Source organism: Sphingomonas sp. UYP23 (genome assembly GCF_054059235.1).
The window spans coordinates 89,895-111,237 of the sequence record NZ_JBSSBX010000001.1 but is presented as its reverse complement, the minus strand read 5'-3'; the positions used below and the strand labels follow the sequence as shown (position 1 = coordinate 111,237).

Below are 21,343 nucleotides of genomic sequence, written 5' to 3'. Positions count from 1 at the left end.
TTTTGGAAGGGTTTTTTCGGATGTTCGAGAGCCTGAGCGACCGTCTTGGCGGTGTGTTCGATCGGTTGCGGGGGCGCGGTGCGCTTACCGAGGCAGACGTGCGCGCAGCAATGCGCGAAGTGCGAGTCGCACTGCTCGAGGCCGACGTCGCGCTGCCGGTGGCCCGCGATTTCGTCGACAAGGTTACCGAGCAGGCGGTCGGCCAGAACGTGCTGCGCTCGGTCACGCCGGGGCAGCAGGTCGTCAAGATCGTCAGCGATGCGCTGACCGAGATGCTCGGCGCCGAGGCGGCCGAGCTCGAGCTCGGCGTTGCGCCGCCGGCGATCATCATGATGGTCGGCCTGCAGGGCTCGGGCAAGACGACGAGCACCGCGAAGATCGCGCTGCGGCTCGCCAAGCGGCAGGGCAAGAAGGTTCTGATGGCGTCGCTCGACGTCAATCGCCCGAACGCGCAGGAACAGCTCGCGGTGCTCGGCACGCAGGCCGAGGTCTCGACGCTGCCGATCGTCGCCGGCCAGCAACCGGTCGATATCGCGCGGCGCGCGGTGCAGGCGGCCAAGCTGCAGGGTTATGACGTCCTGATGCTCGACACCGCGGGGCGTCTCCACGTCGATCAGGCGCTGATGGACGAGATGCGCGCGGTCGCCGAGGTGACCAAGCCGACCGAGATCCTGCTCGTCGTCGACTCGCTGACCGGCCAGGACGCCGTCAACGTCGCGCAGAACTTCTCGGAGCAGGTGCCGCTCACCGGCATCGTGCTGACCCGCATGGACGGCGACGCACGCGGCGGTGCGGCGCTGTCGATGCGCGCGGTCACCGGCAAGCCGATCAAGTTCGCCGGCATGGGCGAAAAGCTCGACGCGCTCGAGGCGTTCGATCCAAAGCGTGTCGCCGGCCGCATCCTCGGCATGGGCGACGTGGTCGGTCTGGTCGAGCGCGCGGCGGAAGCGATTCAGGTCGAAGACGCCGAGAAGATGGCCGCCAAGATGGCCAAGGGGCAGTTCGATCTCGACGATCTGCGCGGCCAGCTCAAGCAGATGCAGCGGATGGGCGGCATCGGTGCGCTCGCCGGCATGATCCCCGGCATGGGCAAGGCCAAGGGCATGGTCGATCAGGTCGGCGGCGAGAAGGTGCTGGTGCGGATGGACGCGATCATCACCTCGATGACCGCCAAGGAGCGGCGGAAACCCGAACTGCTCAACGCCAAGCGCAAGATCCGCGTCGCCAAGGGCTCGGGGACGACCGTGCAGGACGTCAACAAGCTCCTGAAGATGCACCAGGAAATGGCCAACGCCATGAAGAAGATCAAGAAGATGGGCGGCCTCGCCGGCATGGCCAAGATGTTCGGCGGCGGCGGTGGTGGAATGGGCGCGCTCGGCGGAATGGGCGGGATCGACCCGGCCAAGATGCTGAGCGGCGGCGGGGGCGGTCTTCCCGGCCTCGGCGGCGGCCAGACCAAGCTTCCGCCCGGCTTCGAGAATTTGCTCAAGAAGAAATAAGTTCAACCAAATCATCATATTAAAGCAAGAAGGTACTCTATCATGGCAGTCAGCATTCGTCTTTCGCGCGGCGGTTCCAAGAAGCGCCCGTATTACCGCATCGTCGTCGCCGATGCGCGCGCACCGCGCGATGGCCAGTTCATCGAGAAGATCGGCACCTACAACCCGCTCCTCGCCAAGGATGACGAGAAGCGCATAGTGCTCGACACCGAGCGTGCGACCTACTGGTTGGGCGTCGGCGCACAGCCGACCGACCGCGTCGCCCGCTTCCTCGACGTGAAGGGTGTGCGCGAGCGCGCTGCCCGCAACAACCCGAACAAGGGCAAGCCCGGCGAGAAGGCCGTCGAGCGCGTCGAAGAGCGCCAGAAGAAGCTCGACGATGCCGAGGCCGCCAAGGTCGCAGCAGCAGCTGCCGAGGAAGAAGCCAAGGTCGCAGCCGCTGCCGCTGCGGAAGAGGCCAAGGCCACTGCCGCTGCCGAGGCTGCTGAAGCCGCTGCCGCTGCCAGCCAGGCCGAGACCGAAGCTGTTGTCGCGACCGAAGTAGAAGCTGCGACCGAAACCCCGACGCCGGAAGCCGAAGCCGTTGCTGAAGCGACCTCGGAAGAAACTCCGGCGAACGGCTGATGCAAAAGGACAACCCCGTCACGCTCGCCGTCATCATCGGCGCGCATGGCGTGACGGGGGAGGTCCGTCTCAAGGTCTTCACCGAGGATCTTGGCGCGTATACCGACTTCAACGGCGGTACGCTGTCGTTGAAGTCGGTGCGCCATGGTAGCAACGGCATGATCGCGCGGATCGCCGAAGTGACCGACCGCAACAAGGCCGAGGCCTTGCGCGGGACCGAACTGACCGTGCCGCGCTCGGCGCTGCCGCCGCTCGAGGACGGCGAATATTATCATGCCGATCTGCTGGGCTTGCCTGCCGTTTCGACCACGGGTGAGGCGCTCGGCCATGTCGTCGCGATCGATGATTTCGGCGCGGGCGACGTGATCGAGATCGAACGACCGTCCGAGGACGGCAAGCCGGGCAAGCGCTTCATGATTCCGATGAACGCCGACGCGGTGCCCGCGTGGGATGCCGAAAAGCTCGTCGTCGAGGTCGGCTTTATCGTCTGAGCGGCTGACGCTCGTCGAGCAAATTGCGGATCGTCGTCGCGGCGACGCCCGCTTCGCCCATTGCGTGGCTGATCTGGTCGAGCCCTTTCACGACATCACCCGCGGCGAACAGGCCGGGGATCGAGGTGCGCTGGTGGTCATCGACCTCCAGGCAGCCCTCGTCGGTCGCGTTTGCGCCCGCCGCCACCGCCAGCTTTGATCGGATCGTCGATCCGAGCGCGGGGTAGATGCTGTCGAAGCTGAGCGCGCCGTCTGGTGTGGTCACGACGATCTGGTCGCCCTCGACGTGAATCGGGGTGCAAGGCCCGTCGCGGTGGACGATGCCCGCGTCGTCGAGCTTGGCGCGGCAGCTGTCGTCGAGCTCGTGCGCGCCGCCGGGCGCAATCAACGTCACGTCCTTGGTATAGCCGCGCAGGAAGAGCGCTTCCTTCATGCCGTGCGTGCCGGTGCCGACGATGCCGACGTGCTTGTCGGTGACCTCATAGCCATCGCAGATCGGGCAATAGCGGATCAGGCCGCGCTCGAGCGCTGCGTCGTGCACGGCGACGTCCATCTTGGGGCGGCGGTTGACCACCCCTGTTGCAAGCAACACCGAGCGGGTCGCGAAGCTGCGGCCTTCGACGTGCACCTCGAAATCATCGCCCCGCGGAACGATGGCGGTGACCTCGGCCTCTTCGCGCAGTGCGCCGAATTCGGCCGCTTGTTCGCGCATCAAGCGGAGCAGTTCGGTGCCCTTTATTCCGCCGGGATAGCCGGCATGGTTGTGCGTCCGCGGGATCAGCGCCGCCCGGCTGCTGCCGCAATCGAAGAGTCTGATCTTCAAGTGAAATCGCGCGAGATAGATCGCGGCGGTAAGGCCGGCGGGACCGGCGCCGATGATGATGCAATCGTCCATAGCTGCGATACGCGTGGCATCCTGCAACGTTCCTTGCAAATGCTGGGCGAATGCCGTATATACTCAGCGTATACACACAGGTGCATCATGACCGAATATATCGGGAAGACATTCAAGTCGGGTAACTCGCTCGCGCTGCGCCTGCCCAAGGGGCTCGGCATGGTCGAGGGCGAGGACGTGCGGATCGTGCAGGAGGCGGCGATGACATTTCGGGTCGAACCGCTCGACGCACCCAAGCGCAAGATCGATCTGACTGGGATCTGGGGATCGTGCCCGGATCTGCAGCCGCTCACGCCTGAGGATCGCATTTTCGATCCGTCGCCGCGCGTGTGGGACGATCCGGATTGGCCCGGTTGGCCAACCGACCCAAAATGAAGTTTTTGCTCGACTCCAATACGGTCATCGATCTGCTGATCGGCACCAAGCCATGCCTGTTCGCCCGCGTCACTGCCTGCGATGCGGGCGACCTGGCGGTGTCGGCGATCAGCTTTGGCGAGGTGGCGCACGGTTCGGCGGGTGGGAAACCACCGCCTATGTCGGTGCTCGATACATTCTTGCAGCAGGTCGCGCTGGTTGATTTCGACGGACGCTGCGCGCTTCGGTATGCCGTTCTGCCATTCAAGCGGGGCAGCTTCGATCGGTTGATCGCCGCGCATGCGCTCGCGCTTGACCTGACGCTTGTCACAAACAACGAGCGCGACTTCGCCGACATTCCCGGCCTGCGCGTCGAGAATTGGACACAATGACCTTCGCCGCGACGATCCTGACGCTCTATCCCGAGATGTTCCCCGGCCCGCTCGGCCTCTCGCTCGCCGGGCGTGCGCTCGGCGAGGGCCGATGGAGCCTCGACGCGCGCAACATTCGCGCCTTCGCGACCGACAAGCACAGCACCGTCGACGGCACCCCGGCGGGTGGCGGGGCAGGGATGGTGCTGCGCCCCGATATCCTCGCCGCGGCGATCGACAGCGTGCCCGCCGGGTGCCCGCTGCTTGCGATGACGCCACGCGGCGCGCCGCTCACCCAGGCACGCGTGCGCAGCCTCGCCGAAGGTCCCGGCGTCACCATCCTGTGCGGCCGCTTCGAGGGCTTCGACGAACGCATCTTCGGCGCGCGCGAGATCGAGGAAGTGTCGATCGGCGACTATATCCTGTCGGGTGGCGAGATGGGCGCGCTGGTCCTGCTCGATGCTTGCATTCGGCTGCTCCCCGGCGTAATGGGCGCGGCTCACAGCGGTGTGGACGAGAGCTTCGAAACGGGGCTGCTCGAATACCCGCAGTACACCCGACCTTATGAATGGGAAGGGCGCACGATCCCCGAAGTGTTGCGATCGGGGGATCATGCGAGGATTTCGGCATGGCGCAAGCACATGGCCGAGACCGAAACACGGCTAAGGCGGCCGGATCTATGGGAGCGCCATGAGGGTGCTCGGGTCCAGTCGCCCTCTGGCGCGCGACGAACGAAGAAGGACGCATGAGATGAATCTCATCCAGACGATCGAAGCCGAGAACATCGCGAAGTTTCTCGAGAACAAGAAGATCCCCGAATTCCGCCCCGGCGATACGCTGAAGGTCGGCGTGAAGGTGGTCGAAGGCGAGCGCACCCGCGTCCAGAACTACGAAGGCGTGTGCATCGCGCGTTCGAACAAGGGCATGGGTTCGAACTTCACCGTACGGAAGATTTCGTTCGGTGAAGGCGTCGAGCGCGTTTTCCCGCTGTATTCGCCGAACGTCGACAGCATCGAAGTCGTCCGCAAGGGCGCGGTGCGTCGTGCGAAGCTGTATTACCTGCGGGGCCGCACCGGCAAGTCGGCGCGTATCGCCGAGCGTCGCGACACGCGTCCGGCCAAGACGGTCGCTGCTGCCGAGTAATCGGATCGCTAGCGCCGCGAGGCACAGGAAAGGGCGCGGGGATTTCGATCCCCGCGCCCTTTTTGTTTGTGCTTAGGCCTCGGCGCGGACCAGGGGCGCGTGCCGGTCGACCAGGATCGCGCTGGCCGCGTTCAGCCCGATCAGCTCGACGATCGTGCCGTGGCGCCGCATCTTGGTAACGACGTCCTCGAGTGTGCCGACCGCGGTGACGTCCCACAGATGCGCGCGCGTCAGGTCGATCCGGACGGTGCGCGCCGTGTCGCGCAGATCGAACTGATCGGCGAAGATATCGGCGCTGGCGAAGAACACCTGCCCCGACACGCTGTAGCTGCGCGTGTCGGTCGCCGGATCGAACGTGGTCTCGACGCGCAGCAGCTTGGTCACCTTGAAGGCGAAGAACACGCCGCTGAGCAGAACGCCGACGCCGACCCCGGCGGAGAGATCATGCGTCACCACCGTCACCACGACGGTGGCGAGCATGACGACGCCCGAGACCTTGGGATGCCGCGCCAGATCGGCGAGCGAGCTCCACGAGAAAGTGCTGATCGACACCATGATCATGATCGCGACGAGCGCCGCGACGGGCACCTGCGCGACCCAGGGGCGGAGCGGCACCATGATGACGAGCAGGAACACGCCAGCCGCCAGCGTCGACAGCCGCCCGCGGCCGCCATAGCGGACATTGCCGACGGTCTGGCCGATCATCCCGCAACCCGCGATCCCGCCGAACAGGCCCGCCGCGACGTTTGCCAGCCCGAGCCCGCTGCATTCGCGCGCCTTGGAGCTGGTGGTGTCGGTGAGATCATCCACGACGCTCGCCGTCATCATCGATTCGAGCAGGCCGACCGCCGCCATCGCGAAGGCATAGGGCGCGACGATGCGCAGCGTCGCCCAGTCGAGCGGGACGTTCGGCAAGGCGAACGCCGGCAACGACGTGGGGAGCCGACCGAGATCGGCGACGGTGTGGATCGGCATCGGGAAGGCGATGCTGATCGCGGTCAGCACGACGATGCAGATCAGCGGCGAGGGAATCGCGGTCGTGATGCGCGGGAGGAGGTAGATGATCGCCAGGCCGCCTGCGATCATCGCATAGGTGTGCCAGGTGACGCCGAGCATCTGCGGCACCTGTGCCGAGAAGATCAGCATCGCGAGCGCGTTGACGAAGCCCGTTCGCACCGAGCGCGAGACGAAGCGCAGCAGCACGTCGAGCTTGAGCAGCCCGAACACGATCTGGAGCAGGCCGGCGAGCACCGTCGCGTAGAGCAGGAATTGCAGGCCGTGGCCGTGCACCAGCGCGGCCGCGACGAGCGCGACCGAGCCGGCGGCGCCCGAGATCATCGCCGGGCGCCCGCCGACAAAGGCGAGGACGATGCCGATGACGAACGAGGCGAACAGGCCAACCTCGGGGTCGATCCCGGCGACGAACGAAAAGGCGATGACTTCGGGGATCAAGGCAAAGGTGCCGACCAGACCCGCGAGTACATCGCGGCGGGCGCCACCGACGCCGCCGAACCATTCAGCGGCATAGCGTTTCAGGGGAGTAGCATTCATAAAAGGAGTGTCCGCAGAAATCGCAGCTGCGCCGTCTCTCGAGAGCGGCGTCAAAATTTGGATTGCGATGTGCGTTGTCCGGCGGATCGGCGGCCGGAATAGCCACCCGGATTTGCACCGGGTCCATGCGAGTGCGCTCTACGTAATGCGGTTTGTGCTGCGGCGCAACACGCAGCGGGCGTTAAAGGACGCGCATACCCAATTCTCCCAGCAACTGCCCGGCTTGCTCGCGGGAGATCGTCGCGCCGCGGAACTGGCGCGCGTCGACCAGGGCGATCCCGCCGAGATCGCAGCCGCGTAGGTCGGCGCCGTCGAAGCGGCAACCGGCGACACCCGCGTCGCGCAGGCTGCAGTCTTCGAACACCGCCGCCCGGAAATCGCTCTTGCGCAGATCGGCCTGGCCGAAGTCGAGCTTGCGCAGCGTCTGCTTGCGGAACGAGAAGCTCGGCAGCTTGGCGTTGATCAGCAGGACTTCGTTGAAGCGCAGATCGAACGCCTTGGCGTCGGACAGGTCGGCGCCAGTGAGCTTGCAGCGTTCGAAGCTGGCGGCGGTCAGCGTTGCAGCCCGCAGGCTCGCATTGTTGAGGTCGCTCGCCTCGAAGCGCGCGTCGGCGAGATCGGCGCGGGTGAACTGCGCGAAGGCGGCGCGGCACGAGACCCACGCCGTCGCCTCGAGCCGCGCGCCCGACAGGTCGGCGCGGCGCAGGCTGCAGCGCTCGAAGTGCCAGTGCGACAGATCGAGCCCCGACAGATCGCTGTCGTCGAGGTCGCAGTCGATAAGATGCTGCGGCCCGGTCGGGGTGAGGCGTTCGATGTTGGCGCGCTGTAGCGGTTCGACGCTCGACACGATGGGGAGGGGGGCGGTCATCGCTCTTCCTAGCCCGATGCGCTCCGCAGCGCGACTATCGGAACGCGATCAGCTTGACGTTCTCGGGCAGCGGCGGGGTGGCGGCGTCGGGATGGTCGAGCCGCGCGGCGATCGCTTCCATGATCGGGGCGATGACCGCGCCGTCGGGATGGTGCCCGGCACCGCGGATCACCGCGCTGAAGCCGTCGCGTTTCGCCAGGAAGGCGGCCTTGTGGAGCTCCTGGCCCATCGCGGCGGGGACGGTGTCGTCGGCAAGGCCGTGGATCAGGAAATAGGGCTCGTCGAGCTTGGGCACCGCGGCGAGATTGTCGTAGCGATCGGCAATGAAGGCGCGCGCAATCTTGGGCGCCATCGCGCGCAGGCCGGTGAAGGTGCCGATCGTCACCAGCGCGTCGAGCTTCTGCCGCATGGCGAGGCCGAACGCGACGCCGCCGCCGATGCTGTGCCCGACGACGATCACGCGGTTCCCGGCAGCGAGCCGTCGGGCTTCGCCGTAGAACGCATCGGCATCGCGCCCGAGGCCGGCCTCGTCGGCGCGCCCGGGATTGCCCGAATAGCCGCGATATTCGGCGGCGACGACGCCGTAGCCGGCGGCGACGAACGGGGCGAACCAGTCGAGCGAGTCCATCGCGCTCGACGCATTGCCGTGGAAGACGAGCAACGTCGGCTTGCCCGGCCGAGCCGCGATCTCGGCACCGGTGATGGCGAGGCCGTCGCTCGTCGTCAGCGTCACCCGCTGCGCGCCCGCTGGGAGCGGCGCGGCGGCGATCGGGGCGGTCGGCGCGGGGTAGATTCGGTCATGGATCAATTGACTCGACACCGGACTTGCCGTCGCGGCGAGGAGCGCGGCGCCGAGCGCCACCTGTGCGAGCAGGCGGATTTTACGCGGTTTCATAAGTCCCCTTTGGCGGCGCCTGCGCTCCCCACAAGCGCGATCGTGTTATGGTTGCATAACACACGTCATCGCGCTATACTTTTCGCGATTTGAGGCCATGGGGGGGATCATGTCCGACGTCGCAATGACCACTGCCGCCGAACCCGATGGCGCGCCGCGCATCGCGGTGCTCGATATCCTTCGCGGGGTGGCGATCCTCGGCATCCTGTTCATGAACATCAACGACATGGGGCAGTCGCTCTACGCGTCGTTCGACGACATCCGCCATCTCGGCTGGTCGGCGAGCGATCAGGTGGCGTGGTGGCTGCGCGAGGTGTTCGCCAATGGCACGGCGCGCTGCATGCTCGAGATGCTGTTCGGCGCGGGGATGGTGATCCTGACCGACCGTGTCGCCGAACGGGCGGGCGAGTGGGTCGTGCTGCGGCGTTATTACGTGCGGAACCTGATCCTGTTCGGCTTCGGGCTGGTCCATGTCTTCATCCTGCTGTGGCCCGGCGACATCCTGCACACCTATGGCCTCGCGGCGTTGGTGGCGTTCCTGTTCCGGCGGCTGCGGCCGCGGTTGCTCATCATGATCGGGCTGACGCTCGCGCTGTTCCAGCTCGTCGGCGGCGGGTATTTCGGTTATTATCGGACGCTGGACACGCGTGCGCAGGTCGCAGCGATCGAGGCCAAGGTCGCCGCGGGTGCCAAGCCGACGGTCGAAGAGCGCAAGCTGCTCAAGGCCAAAGCCGAGAAAGCCAAGAAGCGCGCCGAGAGCAAGGCGAAGTCGCGCAGCGACATCGCCGCCGAGGACCGCGCGCGAAGCGGCAGCTTCGCGACCTGGGCGGCGGCGCAATGGCACAGCTTCCTCGATATGGAATCGCAGTTTCTCGAAGTGCTGTTCGTCTGGGAGGCGGCGAGCGTGATGCTGCTCGGCGCCGCGCTCTATAAGCTCGGCATCCTGCAGGGGCGCCGCTCGCGCCGGTTCTACGCCTGGACGGCGGTGATTGCATACGGCGTGGCGATCCCGCTGCGTGTGATCGGCGCGCAGGAGCAGATGCAGTTCGGCACCGGCCCCTATACCTTCTGGGCGAGCTATGAGATCGCGCGGCAGGCGATGACGCTCGGGCATGTCGCGCTGATCAACCTGCTCGTCCAGACCGCGTTCGGCGCGCGGCTGTTGCGGCCGTTCGTCGCGGCGGGGCGCACCGCGCTGTCGATCTATATCGCGCAGACGCTGATCTGCCTGTGGGTGCTGTATCCGCCCTTTGTGCTTGGCCTGTACGGCAAGATGAGCTGGGGCCCGCTGATGGTGACCTCATTCGTGATCGACGCGGTGCTGCTGGTCGGCGCGAACCTGTGGGTGCGGCAGTACGATATTGCGCCGGTAGAATGGGCGTGGCGTTCGCTGGTCGAGCAGCGCGTGCTGCCATGGCGCAAGCGTCCGCGCGTGCCGCGTGGCAAGGGTGCGCCCGCGCTCGCCTAACGTCCCTTTACCTGACGCGCGGGGCCCGCGATAAGCGCGCTCCACCGCCCGTCTGGGGCGCGATAGGGACTGGAGATGCGGGATGCGGGCGAGTTGGGCTTTTGCGGGCGTGATGCTCGCCTGTGCGGCGGTGCCGGCGATGGCTGCTGATTCCGTGGTCACCCCGCTGACGCTGAAAGCGGTGTTCGGCAGCCCCGATCTTTCGGGCGTCCAGCCGCGCGGCGTCAAGCTCTCGCCCGATGGCACCTTGCTCACCTCGCTGCGCCCGCGCGCCGAGGAGAAGGAGCGCTTCGATCTGTGGGCGCGCGATACGCGCACCGGCGCGGAGCGGATGCTGGTCGATTCGAAGAAGGTCGGATCGGGCGCCGAACTCTCCGAAGCCGAGAAGATGCAGCGCGAGCGCGCGCGCATCGCCGGCTCGAAGGGGATCGTGACCTATGACTGGGCGCCTGATGGAAAAACGATTCTCGTGCCGATCGATGGCGACCTGTATCTCGCCGGGCTCGACGGCACGACGCGGCGGCTGACCAATGCGCCGGGCGATGGCGCGCTCAACCCGGTGATCAGCCCCAAGGGCGGGTTCGTCAGCTTCGTGCGCGGGCAGAACCTCTTCGTCCAGCCGCTCGGCGGCGGCGATGCGCGCGCGGTCAGCAGCGATGGCGGCGGGACGGTGCATTGGGGCGAGGCCGAGTTCGTCGCGCAGGAAGAAATGGACCGGCGCACGGGCTATTGGTGGTCGCCGCAGGACAGCCACATCGCGGTCGAGCGGTTTGACGAGGCACCCGTCGGGATCGTCACGCGTGCGGCGATCGGCGCGAACGGGACCAAGGTCTACGACCAGCGCTATCCCGCCGCCGGCACGCCCAACGTCGCGGTCGCGCTCTACGTGATGAAGGCGGACGGGTCGGGGAAGGTGAAGGTCGACCTCGGTCAGGACCCCGACATCTATCTCGCGCGCGTCGACTGGACGCCCGATGGCAGCGCTTTGCTCGTCCAGCGCGAGAGCCGCGACCAGAAGACGCTCGACATGCTCAAGGTCGATCCCGCGACGGGCAAAGCCACGGTGCTGTTCACCGAAAAATCTGGCGAGCGCAGCTGGCTCAATTTGTCCGACGCCTATCGCCCGATGAAGGACGGGAGTCTCATCTGGCGTTCGGAGCGGACGGGTTTCGGCCACCTCTATCGCTTTGCCGCGGGCAAGTGGACTGCGCTGACCAAGGGCGACTGGGTCGTCCAGGCGCTGCTCGGCGTCGACGAGGCCAAGGGCCGGCTGTTCTTCACCGGCAACAAGGATGGTGTGCTCGAGCAGCACCTCTATTCGGTCGACATCGCGCGCCCGAACCAGATCACCCGCCTCACCGAAGCCGGCTGGTGGAACAATGGCACGATGGACGACGCCGCGACGCGGATGATCGTCTCGCGCTCGAGCCCAACCCAGCCGACGCAGGTCTATCTGGCGGACGTGGACGGCAAGCGGCTGTCGTGGATCAACGAGAATGCGGTCAAGCCGGGGCATCCCTATTACCCGTATCTCGCGAGCCACCAGCAGACCAAGTTCGGCACGATCAAGGCCGATGACGGCACCGAGCTCTATTACGAGATGATCACCCCGCCGCTCGAGCCCGGCAAGAAATACCCCGTCTTCTTCCAGCATTATGGCGGCCCCGGCACCGGGCAGCAGGTCACGCGCGGCTGGGGCGGGGCGTTGCCGCAGTATCTGGTGCAGCACGGCTATATCTATTTCCAGATCGACAATCGCGGCTCGTACAATCGCGGCAAGGCGTTCGAGGATCACATCTACCGCGCGATGGGGACGGTCGAGGTCGCCGACCAGCTTGCGGGCGCGAAGTTCATCAAGAGCCAGCCGTTCGTCGATCCCGCCAAGGTCGCGATCTATGGCTGGTCGTATGGCGGCTATATGACGCTCAAGATGCTCGAGGCGAACCAGGGCGTCTATGCGGCGGGCGTATCGGGCGCGCCGGTCACGCAATGGGAGCAATACGACACCCATTATACCGAGCGCTACATGGGCTCGCCAGTGGCAGACAAGCAGGCCTATCTCGCGTCCGACGCGCTCGGCAAGGCGCCCGACATCAAGGATCCGCTGCTGCTGATCCACGGCATGGCCGACGACAATGTCGTCTTCACCAACTCGACCGCGTTTGCGGCACGGATGCAGGCGACCGCGACGCCGTTCGAGATGATGTTCTACCCGGGCTACACGCACCGCGTCGGCGGGCCGGGGATCAGCGAGCATCTGTGGGGGACGATCCTGACGTTCCTCGATCGCAACGTGAAGGACAAGAAATAGGCCAAACCCTCATCCGTCATCCCCGCGCAGGCGGGGATCCATTGTTACGGGTGCTCTCCGCCGGCGAGACCAGCCAGAATGGATTCCCGCCTACGCGGGAATGACGGAGGAGGAGGCAACTCTACGGCTCGCCCTTAGTCCTCAGCACACCGTTCCCATAAGGCGGCTCTATCATGCGCTTCCTGACCACCTTCCATTTGTGGCCGTTCCTCGACACGGTCGTCAGCTATCTCGTGGCGTTCGTGCTCGGCACTTTGATCGGTGCCGAGCGGCAGTATCGCCAGCGCACCGCGGGCCTGCGCACCAACGCGCTGGTCGCGCTCGGATCGGCGGCGTTCGTCGATCTCGGGCAGCGGCTGGGCGGGGACGTCGAGTCGATCCGGATCATCGCCTATGTCGTGTCGGGGATCGGCTTCCTCGGCGCGGGCGTGATCATGAAGGAGGGGATGAACGTCCGCGGGCTCAACACCGCGGCGACGCTCTGGTGCTCCGCCGCGGTCGGCGCGATCTCAGGGAGCGACATGATCGCCGAAGCGGTGCTGCTCACCGGCTTCGTCATCCTCGCCAACACGATGCTCCGCCCACTGGTCGACGCGATCAACCGCATCCCGCTCGAAGGGCGCAGCGTCGAGGCGACGTATAGCGTGACGATCACCACCGATGCCGAGGAAGCAGGACCAATGGGCGACCTGCTGACCGAGCATCTCGAGACCGCGCAGCTGCCGGTCGCCGAGCTCGACATCATCTCGCGGGGCGAGGACCGGGTGGAGATTGTCGCCAAGCTCGTCAGTACCAATATAGCGGTGAGCGAGCTCGACGCGCTGACCGATCATCTCGCGACGGTGCATGGAATTTCCCATGCCACCTGGCAGGCGCGCACGCACGATTAGCAAAGCGATTGGACGTGCCGGCGTAATGACGCTACGGGCGCGATCCGAATTGGAGGAAGTTATGGGTTATCGGATCGTGGTCGCGGGTGCGACGGGCAATGTCGGGCGCGAGATGCTCAATATTCTGGCGGAGCGCGAATTCCCGCTGGCGGATATTGCCGTCGTCGCCTCGTCGCGCAGCCAGGGCGACGAAGTCGATTTCGGCGAGACCGGGCGCAAGCTCAAGATCCAGAATATCGACCATTTCGATCCGACCGGCTGGGACATGGCGCTGTTCGCGATCGGCTCGGAAGCAACCGCGATCCACGCGCCGCGCTTTGCCGCGGCGGGCTGCACGGTGATCGACAATTCGTCGCTGTACCGCATGGACCCCGACGTGCCGCTGATCGTGCCCGAGGTGAACCCCGAAGCGATCGCTGGCTATACCAAGCGCAATATCATCGCGAACCCGAACTGCTCGACCGCGCAGATGGTCGTGGCGCTGAAGCCCTTGCATGATTTCGCCAAGATCAAGCGCGTCGTCGTCTCGACCTATCAGTCGGTATCGGGCGCGGGCAAGGCGGGGATGGATGAGCTGTTCGAGCAGTCGCGCAACATCTTCGTCGGCGATTCGGCCGAGGCCAAGAAGTTCACCAAGCAGATCGCGTTCAACGTGATCCCGCACATCGACAGCTTCCTCGACGACGGGTCGACCAAGGAAGAGTGGAAGATGGTGGTCGAGACCAAGAAGATCCTCGATCCCAAGATCAAGGTCACCGCGACCTGCGTGCGCGTGCCGGTGTTCGTCGGGCATTCGGAGTCGATCAACATCGAGTTCGAGAACGAGATTTCGGCCGCACAGGCGCAGAAGATCCTCCGCGAGGCGCCCGGCGTGATGCTGGTCGATAAGCGCGAGGACGGCGGATACGTCACGCCGGTGGAATGTGTCGGCGAGTATGCGACCTTCATCAGCCGCGTGCGCGAGGACTCGACCCTCGAGAACGGGCTGTCCTTGTGGTGCGTGTCGGACAACCTTCGCAAGGGCGCGGCGCTCAATGCAGTGCAGATCGCGGAGCTGCTCGGGCGGCGGTATCTGAACAAGGGCGACTGACGGCACCTCGTTCGGGCACCTACCCCCCCAACCGGCATCCCCGCGAAGGCGGGGATCCATACTGGCTGGCCGCTGAACCATCGGGCGTCAACGCTAATGGGTTCCCGCCTTCGCGGGAATGACGGATGGGGAGGGCGGATACTCCGGATCGATGGTTCCCGTTGCGCCAACCACGAACCCGCGCGATACTCCGCCCAGTCTACGCGGGGAGCCAAGCTTTGCCTAAGACCCTGACCGGCGGCTGCCGCTGCGGCGCGACGCGCTACACGCTCGCGCTCGAGGCGATGCCGCCGGTCTATTGCTGCCATTGCCTGGATTGCCAGAGCTGGTCGGGCAGCGCGTTCAGCGAGCAGGCGCTCATCCGCGAGGACGCCATTACGGTAACGGGGCCGGTGATCGACTATCGAATCACCAATGCCAGCGGAGCGGAATCACACCAGCGGCTGTGCGGCGTGTGCCATGCCCGCATCTACAACACCAACAGCGCGCACCCCGGGGTCGCGGTCGTGCGGGCGGGTACGCTCGATGCGAGCGACACGCTGACCCCGCGCACGCACATCTGGGTGAAGCGCAAGCAGCCGTGGGTGACGATCGCCGACGACGTTCCGACCTTTGCCGAGAACGCGCCTCCGGCCGAGTTCATCGCCATCATGATGCGAGCCCGCGCATGACCGAAACCGTCACCGGCGGCTGCCAATGCGGCCGCATCCGCTACCGCGTCGAAATCGCGAATGACGACGCGTATCTCTGCCATTGCCGGATGTGCCAGCGCGCCACCGGTGGCGTGTCGATCGCGTTCAAGAGCGTCAGGATCGCCAACCTGACCTGGGAGCGCGAACCCGATCGCTATCAATCGTCGCCGATCGCCCAGCGTGGGTTCTGCAATGCGTGCGGCACGCCGCTGACGTTCGAATTTCTCGAGCCGGGCGAGACTATGGATCTCACCGTCGGCAGCTTCGACGATCCGGCGCGCTTCTGTCCGACGCATCATTTCTCGCCCGAGACTTGGCACGCGGCATGGCTCGACACTAAGGACCTTCCGACGACGCGCGTGGCGGATAATCCCTCCACGGCCGATCGATGGATGAAAGCGCTTGGCAAACTCCCCGACTGAACCGCAGTTTTTCGAAAGCTTCGACGGCACCCGCCTGGCGTGGCGCGAGATGGGCGAGGGGCGGCCGGTCGTGCTGATCCACGGCTATTTTTCCAACGCCACGATCAACTGGATCAAATACGGCCATGCGGCGAAGATCGCCGGGGCCGGTTTCCGCGTCATCATGCCCGACCTGCGCGCGCATGGCGACAGCGCCAAGCCGCATGATGCCGCTTCCTATCCGCCAGACGTGTTGATGCGCGACGGGTTCGCGCTGATCGAACACCTAGGGCTCACCGATTACGATCTCGCCGGCTATTCGCTCGGTGGGCGCACGACGATGCGGATGCTCGCCAATGGCGCGATGCCGCGGCGTGCGGTGCTGTCGGGGATGGGGCTCGAGGGTATCCTCCATACTGCGGGGCGCGGGCAGTATTTCCATAACGTGCTGACCAATCTCGGCAGCTTCGCGCGCGGCAGCAGCGAGTGGCTGACCGAGGCGTTCCTCAAGACCACCGGCGGCGATCCGGTCGCGTTGCTGCGGATCCTAGACACTTTCGTCGATACTCCCGCCGAAGCGATCGCGGCGGTCGGGACGCCGACCTTGGTGCTCACCGGGGTGGATGACGACGACAACGGCTCGGGCGAAGCGCTGGCCCAAGCCATGCCGCATGCGACTTTCCGGTCGGTACCGGGCAACCATATGAGCGCAGTGCTCAAGCCCGAGCTCGGCGCGGCAATTGCAGAGTTTCTAGCGGCTTGACCGGGCGCGTGGCGCGGCACAGATTGCCGCATCACGCAAAACGGGGCCTTTCATGATCCGCACTGGAATTTCTTCGCTCGCGCTCGTTCTGGCGCTGGCGACCACACCGGCTTACGCCGCGCCCGCACCGGCGCCTGCCGCCACTGCGGCCGCGCCGACCACCGCCGAGGCCGACGCCTTCGTCGCGCGCGCCGAGAAGGAGCTCGCCGATTTCTCCACCCCCGCGCAGCAGGCGGCGTGGATCAACGCGACCTACATCACCGACGACACCGATGCGATCGCCGCCAAGTTCGGCGCCGAGGGGACCGAGATGCAGGTCCGCCTCGCGCTCGAGGCGGCGAAATATGCTGGGGTGTCCGGCCTGTCGTTCGACACCAAGCGCAAGATCGACCTGCTCCGCAACGGCCTGACGCTGCCCGCGCCGACCACGCCGGGCGCCGCATCCGAGCTGTCGACGATCGTGACCAGGCTCGGCTCCGACTATGGCAAGGGCAAGGGCACGCTCGACGGCAAGCCGATCAACGGCAGCGACATCGAGGCGGCGATGGGCGAGGTGCGCGATCCCGCCAAGTCGAAGGAGATGTGGGTCAGCTGGCACGACCAGGTCGGCGCGCCGATGCGGAAGGATTTCGCACGCGAAGTGGTGATTGCCAACCAGGGCGCGAAGGGCCTTGGCTATGCCGATGTCGGTGCGCTGTGGCGCTCGGGCTACGACATGACGCCCGAGCAGTTCGCCACGACCACCGACACGCTGTGGAAGCAGGTCGAACCGCTCTACAAGGCGCTCCACACCTATGTCCGCTGGAAGCTCAACGCCAAATATGGCGATGCGGTGCAGCCCAAGACCGGCGCGATCCGCGCCGATCTGCTCGGCAACATGTGGGCACAGGAATGGGGCAACATCTATGATGTCGTAGCGCCTGCGGGCGCGGGCGATGTTGGCTATGACGTCGGCGATCTGCTCAAGGCCAAGTGCTACGACCCGATCAAGATGTTCAAGACCGGCGAGGGCTTCTACTCCTCGCTCGGCTTCAAGCCGCTGCCCGATACGTTCTGGGCGCGCTCGCAGATCGTGAAGCCGGCCGATCGCGAGGTCGTCTGCCATGCCTCGGCGTGGGACGTCGACAGCGTGGCCGACGTGCGCATCAAGATGTGCACCAAGGTCAATGGCGACGACTTCGTCACCATCCATCACGAGATGGGACACAACTATTATCAGCGCGCCTACAACACGCAGCCCTTCCTTTACCGCAACGGCGCGAACGACGGCTTCCACGAGGCGATCGGCGATTTCGTCGCGCTGTCGATCACGCCCGATTATCTGGTAAAGATCGGCCTGCTCGATCCCGCCAAGGTGCCGAGTCCCGACAAGGATATCGGGCTGCTGCTCAAGCAGGCGATGGACAAGGTCGCCTTCCTGCCGTTCGGCCTGCTGGTCGACAAATGGCGCTGGGGCGTCTTCTCGGGCGCGACGCCGGAAGGCCAGTATGAGAAGAGCTGGAACGACCTGCGGCTGAAGTATCAGGGGATCGTCCCCCCGGTCGCGCGCGACGAGACGCGCTTCGATCCGGGCGCGAAATACCATGTCGCGGCGAGCGTCCCCTATGCGCGCTACTTCCTCGCGCGGCTCTACCAGTTCCAATTCTACCAGGCGGCGTGCAAGCAGTCGGGCTGGACCGGGCCGCTGCATCGCTGCTCGTTCTACGGCAATAAGGAGGTCGGCGCGAAGCTCGACGCGATGCTCGCGATGGGCCAGTCGAAGCCGTGGCCCGAGGCGCTGCAGGCGTTCACCGGCAGCCGCGAGCTTTCGGGGCAGGCGATGGTCGCGTATTTCGCACCGCTCAAGGCGTGGTTGGACAAGCAGAACCAGGGGAAGACAAGCGGATGGTAAGATATTGGGTCGCATCAGCAGCCTTGGTTCTCGCCGCGCCTGTGGCGGCGCAGACGACGCTACTCCCGGGCGAGACACTCCTGCAGATTCAGGCCGTCGGTGAGGCTTCGGCGCAGCCCGACCAGGCGACGATGTCGATCGGCGTCATCAGCACTGGCGCCACCGCGCGCACTGCGACTGACGCCAACGCCACGCAAATGGCGGCGGTCGTCGCCGCGCTGCGGTCGTCCGGGGTCGAGCCGCGCTTCATCCGGACACAGCAGATCAACGTGCAGCCGCGCTTCGCGCGCAGTGGCCCGAGCGATTATGAGGGGCAGGCGCAGATCACGGGTTATGTCGCGCGCAACAGTGTCGGGGTCACGCTCAACCGGCTCGGCATCGCACCGGATGTGATCGCGGCGGCCTTTGCGGCCGGCGCCAATTCGGTCAACGGTCCTAACCTAACGCTACGCGACGACACGGCGGCGGTCGCCGCAGCGCGGCGTGACGCCATCGCCAAGGCGCGGGCTGAAGCCGAGGCCTACGCTGGCGGGCTAGGCCTCAAGCTCGGCAGGGTGATCCGTGTCAGCGAGCGCGGCAACGTTGCATCGCCCGAGGTTTACGGCACTGGCATGCTGTACCGCGTCTCGAGCCCGGCGCCGCCGCTCGCCAGTGGCGAAATCCGCCAGCGGGCGACGGTGTGGATCGATTATGCGCTGATGCCCAAATAGGGCAGGGAGCCCTCAGTTCGGGATCGTGCCTTCATCGGCGATCCCGGCTTCGAACGACGCGCTCGAATCGGTGCCGTCGGCCTGATGCGCGTGCGCCCCGGGGTTGAGCTTTTCGTCGCGCGGCGTGCTCGAGCGCAGGGCGAAGAGCGCTGCGGTGGCGGCGGCGCCGATCGCGGCGATCCCGCCGACGACGGTCGCTTTGCCCCAGCGGCTGCCGGACTTGGCGCGCGGCGTGGCGGCGGCGGCGGCGGTCGTCTTGGCTGGCGCCTTGCGCGCAGGGACTGGCTTGCTCGCCGTCGCGCGGGTCGAGGTCGTCGGGCGCGGCTTGGCGGGTTTGCGGGGGGCGGGGGCCTTGGCGGGGGTGGCCTTTACCGGGGTGTCCGTCGGCGTCTTAGCGGTCGTCGCCGTTTTGCGTGGGGTGGCGGGCTTGGCTTTGGCCGGCGGAGTCGGCTTCGCCGGCGTCACGGATGCGTCCGCCGCCGGGCGCTTGGACTCGCTGTCGGTCGGCTTTTTCGGCGGCGTTGCCATGACACATTCCTTGTTCGTTGAGCTTGCGTAACGCACGAAGCCGCCAGGGTTTCCGCGACCCCCGCGAAGGGATCAGCGGAACGGCGGCTCGTTGAACGCGCGCAGCTTGCGGCTGTGGAGTTTCTGCCCCTCGCGGCGCAATTCCTCGCATGCTTCGATGCCGATCCGCATATGCTCGCTGATTGCGCGTTCGTAGAAGCGGTTGGCCTGGCCGGGCAGCTTCAATTCGCCATGCAGCGGCTTGTCCGACACGCAGAGCAGCGTTCCGTACGGCACGCGGAAGCGATAGCCCTGCGCCGCGATCGTCGCCGATTCCATGTCGATGCCGACCGCGCGACTGAGCGAGAAGCGCAAGGCGCTGCGCGAATATTGCAGCTCCCAATTGCGGTCGTCGGTCGTGACGATCGTGCCGGTACGCAGCCGCCGCTTGAGCTCGTCGCCCGACTGGCCCGAGATCGTCTCGGCAGCCCGCGCGAGCGCGAGCTGGACTTCGGCGATGGCGGGAACCGGAATCGCGGGCGGCAGGACGTCGTCGAGCACGTGATCATCGCGCAGATAGGCGTGCGCGAGGACATAGTCGCCGATCCGCTGGCTCGGGCGCAGGCCGCCGCAATGGCCGATCATCAGCCACGCCTCGGGCCGCAGCACCGCCAGGTGATCGCAGATCGTCTTGGCGTTCGCCGGGCCGACGCCGATATTGACGAGCGTGATCCCGGTGCCGTCCGCCGCCATCAGATGATAGGCCGGCATCTGATGCCGCCGCCATGCGCTGGTATCGGCGAGCGCCGCTTCGACATCGTCGCCCGCATGCAGCAGTACGCCGCCGGCGCCCGACACGCCGGTGTAGCGCGAGGGCTTCCCCTCGGCGTCGGGCGCGAGCTGGCTGAACGCCCAGCGGACGAACTCGTCGACATAGCGGTGATAGTTGGTGAACAGCACATAGCGCTGGACATGCTCGGGCGGCGTCCCAGTATAATGCCGCAGCCGCGCGAGCGAGAAGTCGGTGCGCAACCCGTCGAACAGCGCGAGCGGCCGCGCCCCGTCGCTGACTTCGTACAGGCCATCGGCGATCTCGTCGCCGATATGCGCGAGCTCGGTCGCCGGGAAGTATCGCGCCAGCTCGACCGCGGAGACTTGATCGAGGCTCAGCGCGTGGCCGGGATCGATGACGTACGGGAACGGGATTTCCTGACGCCCCGGCACGGCTTCCACGGTGACGTCGTAATCCTCGATCAGCAGCGTCAGCTGTTCGGTGAGATAATCTGCGAAGATTGCGGGCTTGGTGACGCTGATCGCGTAATCGCCTTCGGTGACGAGACGACCGAAGGAGCGCATCGGCGTGGGCCGATCGCTTCCGCCGCGATAGTGGAGGTGGATCTCGGGATAGGCGAAGCTGCCATCGTGGCGGCTTTCGGCCGCCGGGCGTTCGCCGGTGGCGAGATAGGCGGTCAATGCCGCCTGAAGCCGCGCCACCGAGGCGCGGTATAGCCGATCGAGTTCGGCGACGATATCGGATGCTTGCGTCATCCCGAAGGGGCTAAACCGGGAACGTTACGCTGGCAAGTCGGCGCCATCCCGAACACCGTCGCGATGGCGCGTATCGGCCTGGCTCAAGCCTTGTCGGTCTTGGCCTTGCCCGTTGCAGGCTCGTCGTCCTTGGCGAGCAGCTTGCTTGCGCCGAACGCCGCACCGGCAACCGCCGCAGCGGCGCCCGCCGCAATGCCAGCGGCGGCGAGCGGGTTGGCCTTTACCGCATCGACCGTCGCCGCGAATGCCTCGGACACGGCATCCTTCGCCTGCTCGAACAGCCCTTCGGCCTGTTCGATGATCGTTTCGGTCGTGCTGGTGTCGGCGGACTTGGTCGAACCGCTTGTGGTGTCGCTCATGGCACTGCCCTTTTCCAATAAA

At 66.1% G+C, this 21,343-nt stretch carries 22 protein-coding genes, 1 pseudogene and 1 other annotated feature; of the genes and pseudogenes, 16 read left to right on the top strand and 7 right to left on the bottom strand.

From position 1 onward, the window contains the following. Positions 1 to 20 precede the first annotated feature (20 nt). The 3 genes and pseudogenes from ffh (at position 21) to rimM (ending at position 2,614) form a co-directional block, all read left to right on the top strand. A complete protein-coding gene (gene ffh / locus ACVWYO_RS00660) occupies positions 21 to 1,499 on the top strand; it encodes a signal recognition particle protein (protein WP_457348263.1) in 1,479 nt (492 codons plus the stop codon). 42 nt (positions 1,500 to 1,541) lie between these two features. After that, positions 1,542 to 1,982 (top strand): annotated as a pseudogene (gene rpsP / locus ACVWYO_RS00655) (30S ribosomal protein S16); the annotation flags it as partial. A gap of 140 nt (positions 1,983 to 2,122) precedes the next feature. Beyond that, on the top strand, positions 2,123 to 2,614 hold the full coding sequence (gene rimM / locus ACVWYO_RS00650) for a ribosome maturation factor RimM (RefSeq protein WP_457348261.1): 492 nt from the start codon (positions 2,123 to 2,125) through the stop codon (positions 2,612 to 2,614). On the opposite strand, the gene ACVWYO_RS00645 is transcribed toward rimM, so the two are convergent. Then, positions 2,604 to 3,509 carry an NAD(P)/FAD-dependent oxidoreductase gene (locus ACVWYO_RS00645; protein ID WP_457348259.1) on the bottom strand — a complete coding sequence of 302 codons (906 nt, stop codon included), beginning with the start codon at positions 3,507 to 3,509 and terminating at the stop codon, positions 2,604 to 2,606. The two genes, rimM and ACVWYO_RS00645, sit on opposite strands and share 11 nt — an antisense overlap. 87 nt (positions 3,510 to 3,596) lie before the next feature. Between ACVWYO_RS00645 and ACVWYO_RS00640 the strand changes: the two genes are divergently transcribed. Genes ACVWYO_RS00640 through rplS form a run of 4 tightly spaced genes read left to right on the top strand, consistent with a single transcriptional unit; the run spans position 3,597 to position 5,377 of the window. After that, positions 3,597 to 3,884 carry an AbrB/MazE/SpoVT family DNA-binding domain-containing protein gene (locus ACVWYO_RS00640; RefSeq protein WP_457348257.1) on the top strand — a complete coding sequence of 96 codons (288 nt, stop codon included), beginning with the start codon at positions 3,597 to 3,599 and terminating at the stop codon, positions 3,882 to 3,884. Continuing rightward, positions 3,863 to 4,255 (top strand): PIN domain-containing protein, encoded by a 393-nt coding sequence (locus ACVWYO_RS00635; RefSeq protein ID WP_457348255.1) that lies wholly within the window; start codon positions 3,863 to 3,865, stop codon positions 4,253 to 4,255. The genes ACVWYO_RS00640 and ACVWYO_RS00635 overlap by 22 nt, the downstream gene beginning before the upstream one ends. Further along, positions 4,252 to 4,983: a tRNA (guanosine(37)-N1)-methyltransferase TrmD gene (gene trmD, locus ACVWYO_RS00630; protein WP_457348254.1), complete on the top strand. Its 732-nt coding sequence runs from the start codon at positions 4,252 to 4,254 to the stop codon at positions 4,981 to 4,983. The genes ACVWYO_RS00635 and trmD overlap by 4 nt, the downstream gene beginning before the upstream one ends. A gap of 1 nt (position 4,984) precedes the next feature. After that, positions 4,985 to 5,377 carry a 50S ribosomal protein L19 gene (gene rplS / locus ACVWYO_RS00625; protein ID WP_457348252.1) on the top strand — a complete coding sequence of 131 codons (393 nt, stop codon included), beginning with the start codon at positions 4,985 to 4,987 and terminating at the stop codon, positions 5,375 to 5,377. A gap of 72 nt (positions 5,378 to 5,449) precedes the next feature. On the opposite strand, the gene ACVWYO_RS00620 is transcribed toward rplS, so the two are convergent. The 3 genes from ACVWYO_RS00620 to ACVWYO_RS00610 all read right to left on the bottom strand — a co-directional run bounded on the left by ACVWYO_RS00620 (position 5,450) and on the right by ACVWYO_RS00610 (position 8,691). Continuing rightward, complete coding sequence (locus ACVWYO_RS00620; RefSeq protein ID WP_457348250.1) at positions 5,450 to 6,928, bottom strand: SulP family inorganic anion transporter; 1,479 nt, start codon at positions 6,926 to 6,928, stop codon at positions 5,450 to 5,452. A gap of 72 nt (positions 6,929 to 7,000) precedes the next feature. Next, positions 7,001 to 7,056: a sequence feature (sul1 is cis-regulatory element that is thought to sense ions involved in sulfur or methionine metabolism; They are found in Alphaproteobacteria), on the bottom strand. Between the two features lie 53 nt (positions 7,057 to 7,109). After that, positions 7,110 to 7,796, bottom strand: a complete 687-nt coding sequence (locus ACVWYO_RS00615; protein WP_457348248.1) for a pentapeptide repeat-containing protein — start codon at positions 7,794 to 7,796, stop codon at positions 7,110 to 7,112. Between the two features lie 34 nt (positions 7,797 to 7,830). Beyond that, positions 7,831 to 8,691 carry an alpha/beta hydrolase gene (locus tag ACVWYO_RS00610; protein WP_457348247.1) on the bottom strand — a complete coding sequence of 287 codons (861 nt, stop codon included), beginning with the start codon at positions 8,689 to 8,691 and terminating at the stop codon, positions 7,831 to 7,833. A 109-nt stretch (positions 8,692 to 8,800) separates the two neighbouring features. Between ACVWYO_RS00610 and ACVWYO_RS00605 the strand changes: the two genes are divergently transcribed. From ACVWYO_RS00605 to ACVWYO_RS00565, 9 genes are all read left to right on the top strand, one after another. Further along, positions 8,801 to 10,159 (top strand): DUF418 domain-containing protein, encoded by a 1,359-nt coding sequence (locus ACVWYO_RS00605; RefSeq protein ID WP_457348245.1) that lies wholly within the window; start codon positions 8,801 to 8,803, stop codon positions 10,157 to 10,159. 82 nt (positions 10,160 to 10,241) lie between these two features. Continuing rightward, positions 10,242 to 12,470 carry a DPP IV N-terminal domain-containing protein gene (locus ACVWYO_RS00600; protein ID WP_457348244.1) on the top strand — a complete coding sequence of 743 codons (2,229 nt, stop codon included), beginning with the start codon at positions 10,242 to 10,244 and terminating at the stop codon, positions 12,468 to 12,470. Positions 12,471 to 12,643: 173 nt separating this feature from the next. Beyond that, complete coding sequence (locus tag ACVWYO_RS00595; protein ID WP_457348242.1) at positions 12,644 to 13,360, top strand: MgtC/SapB family protein; 717 nt, start codon at positions 12,644 to 12,646, stop codon at positions 13,358 to 13,360. A gap of 61 nt (positions 13,361 to 13,421) precedes the next feature. Then, entirely contained in the window at positions 13,422 to 14,450 is a 1,029-nt protein-coding gene (locus ACVWYO_RS00590; RefSeq protein ID WP_457348240.1) for an aspartate-semialdehyde dehydrogenase, read from the top strand. 218 nt (positions 14,451 to 14,668) lie between these two features. Next, positions 14,669 to 15,121, top strand: coding sequence for a GFA family protein (locus ACVWYO_RS00585; protein WP_457348239.1), 453 nt, complete (start codon positions 14,669 to 14,671; stop codon positions 15,119 to 15,121). Further along, on the top strand, positions 15,118 to 15,564 hold the full coding sequence (locus ACVWYO_RS00580; RefSeq protein WP_457348237.1) for a GFA family protein: 447 nt from the start codon (positions 15,118 to 15,120) through the stop codon (positions 15,562 to 15,564). Before ACVWYO_RS00585 ends, ACVWYO_RS00580 begins: the two co-directional genes overlap by 4 nt. Further along, positions 15,545 to 16,306: an alpha/beta fold hydrolase gene (locus ACVWYO_RS00575; RefSeq protein ID WP_457348235.1), complete on the top strand. Its 762-nt coding sequence runs from the start codon at positions 15,545 to 15,547 to the stop codon at positions 16,304 to 16,306. Before ACVWYO_RS00580 ends, ACVWYO_RS00575 begins: the two co-directional genes overlap by 20 nt. A 52-nt stretch (positions 16,307 to 16,358) precedes the next feature. Further along, on the top strand, positions 16,359 to 18,197 hold the full coding sequence (locus ACVWYO_RS00570) for a M2 family metallopeptidase (RefSeq protein ID WP_457348234.1): 1,839 nt from the start codon (positions 16,359 to 16,361) through the stop codon (positions 18,195 to 18,197). Further along, positions 18,191 to 18,907, top strand: a complete 717-nt coding sequence (locus ACVWYO_RS00565) for an SIMPL domain-containing protein (RefSeq protein WP_457348232.1) — start codon at positions 18,191 to 18,193, stop codon at positions 18,905 to 18,907. Before ACVWYO_RS00570 ends, ACVWYO_RS00565 begins: the two co-directional genes overlap by 7 nt. Positions 18,908 to 18,919: 12 nt before the next feature. Here the strand turns inward: ACVWYO_RS00565 and ACVWYO_RS00560 are convergent, their stop codons facing one another. The 3 genes from ACVWYO_RS00560 to ACVWYO_RS00550 all read right to left on the bottom strand — a co-directional run bounded on the left by ACVWYO_RS00560 (position 18,920) and on the right by ACVWYO_RS00550 (position 21,321). After that, complete coding sequence (locus ACVWYO_RS00560; protein ID WP_457348230.1) at positions 18,920 to 19,435, bottom strand: hypothetical protein; 516 nt, start codon at positions 19,433 to 19,435, stop codon at positions 18,920 to 18,922. 72 nt (positions 19,436 to 19,507) lie between these two features. Continuing rightward, on the bottom strand, positions 19,508 to 20,962 hold the full coding sequence (locus ACVWYO_RS00555) for an AMP nucleosidase (protein WP_457348228.1): 1,455 nt from the start codon (positions 20,960 to 20,962) through the stop codon (positions 19,508 to 19,510). 83 nt (positions 20,963 to 21,045) lie between these two features. Beyond that, the gene (locus tag ACVWYO_RS00550; protein WP_457348226.1) at positions 21,046 to 21,321 is read right to left on the bottom strand and encodes a hypothetical protein; all 276 of its coding nucleotides are present in this window, start codon (positions 21,319 to 21,321) and stop codon (positions 21,046 to 21,048) included. Positions 21,322 to 21,343 lie beyond the last annotated feature (22 nt).

What these genes read in the sequence shown, in the direction of transcription:
- ffh (WP_457348263.1), top strand. Translation starts at nt 21, where the DNA reads ATGTTCGAGAGCCTGAGCGACCGTCTTGGCGGTGTGTTCGATCGGTTG.
- rimM (WP_457348261.1), top strand. Translation starts at nt 2,123, where the DNA reads ATGCAAAAGGACAACCCCGTCACGCTCGCCGTCATCATCGGCGCGCAT.
- ACVWYO_RS00645 (WP_457348259.1), bottom strand. Translation starts at nt 3,509, where the DNA reads ATGGACGATTGCATCATCATCGGCGCCGGTCCCGCCGGCCTTACCGCC.
- ACVWYO_RS00640 (WP_457348257.1), top strand. Translation starts at nt 3,597, where the DNA reads ATGACCGAATATATCGGGAAGACATTCAAGTCGGGTAACTCGCTCGCG.
- trmD (WP_457348254.1), top strand. Translation starts at nt 4,252, where the DNA reads ATGACCTTCGCCGCGACGATCCTGACGCTCTATCCCGAGATGTTCCCC.
- rplS (WP_457348252.1), top strand. Translation starts at nt 4,985, where the DNA reads ATGAATCTCATCCAGACGATCGAAGCCGAGAACATCGCGAAGTTTCTC.
- ACVWYO_RS00620 (WP_457348250.1), bottom strand. Translation starts at nt 6,928, where the DNA reads ATGAATGCTACTCCCCTGAAACGCTATGCCGCTGAATGGTTCGGCGGC.
- ACVWYO_RS00615 (WP_457348248.1), bottom strand. Translation starts at nt 7,796, where the DNA reads ATGACCGCCCCCCTCCCCATCGTGTCGAGCGTCGAACCGCTACAGCGC.
- ACVWYO_RS00610 (WP_457348247.1), bottom strand. Translation starts at nt 8,691, where the DNA reads ATGAAACCGCGTAAAATCCGCCTGCTCGCACAGGTGGCGCTCGGCGCC.
- ACVWYO_RS00605 (WP_457348245.1), top strand. Translation starts at nt 8,801, where the DNA reads ATGTCCGACGTCGCAATGACCACTGCCGCCGAACCCGATGGCGCGCCG.
- ACVWYO_RS00600 (WP_457348244.1), top strand. Translation starts at nt 10,242, where the DNA reads ATGCGGGCGAGTTGGGCTTTTGCGGGCGTGATGCTCGCCTGTGCGGCG.
- ACVWYO_RS00595 (WP_457348242.1), top strand. Translation starts at nt 12,644, where the DNA reads ATGCGCTTCCTGACCACCTTCCATTTGTGGCCGTTCCTCGACACGGTC.
- ACVWYO_RS00590 (WP_457348240.1), top strand. Translation starts at nt 13,422, where the DNA reads ATGGGTTATCGGATCGTGGTCGCGGGTGCGACGGGCAATGTCGGGCGC.
- ACVWYO_RS00580 (WP_457348237.1), top strand. Translation starts at nt 15,118, where the DNA reads ATGACCGAAACCGTCACCGGCGGCTGCCAATGCGGCCGCATCCGCTAC.
- ACVWYO_RS00570 (WP_457348234.1), top strand. Translation starts at nt 16,359, where the DNA reads ATGATCCGCACTGGAATTTCTTCGCTCGCGCTCGTTCTGGCGCTGGCG.
- ACVWYO_RS00565 (WP_457348232.1), top strand. Translation starts at nt 18,191, where the DNA reads ATGGTAAGATATTGGGTCGCATCAGCAGCCTTGGTTCTCGCCGCGCCT.
- ACVWYO_RS00560 (WP_457348230.1), bottom strand. Translation starts at nt 19,435, where the DNA reads ATGGCAACGCCGCCGAAAAAGCCGACCGACAGCGAGTCCAAGCGCCCG.
- ACVWYO_RS00555 (WP_457348228.1), bottom strand. Translation starts at nt 20,962, where the DNA reads ATGACGCAAGCATCCGATATCGTCGCCGAACTCGATCGGCTATACCGC.
- ACVWYO_RS00550 (WP_457348226.1), bottom strand. Translation starts at nt 21,321, where the DNA reads ATGAGCGACACCACAAGCGGTTCGACCAAGTCCGCCGACACCAGCACG.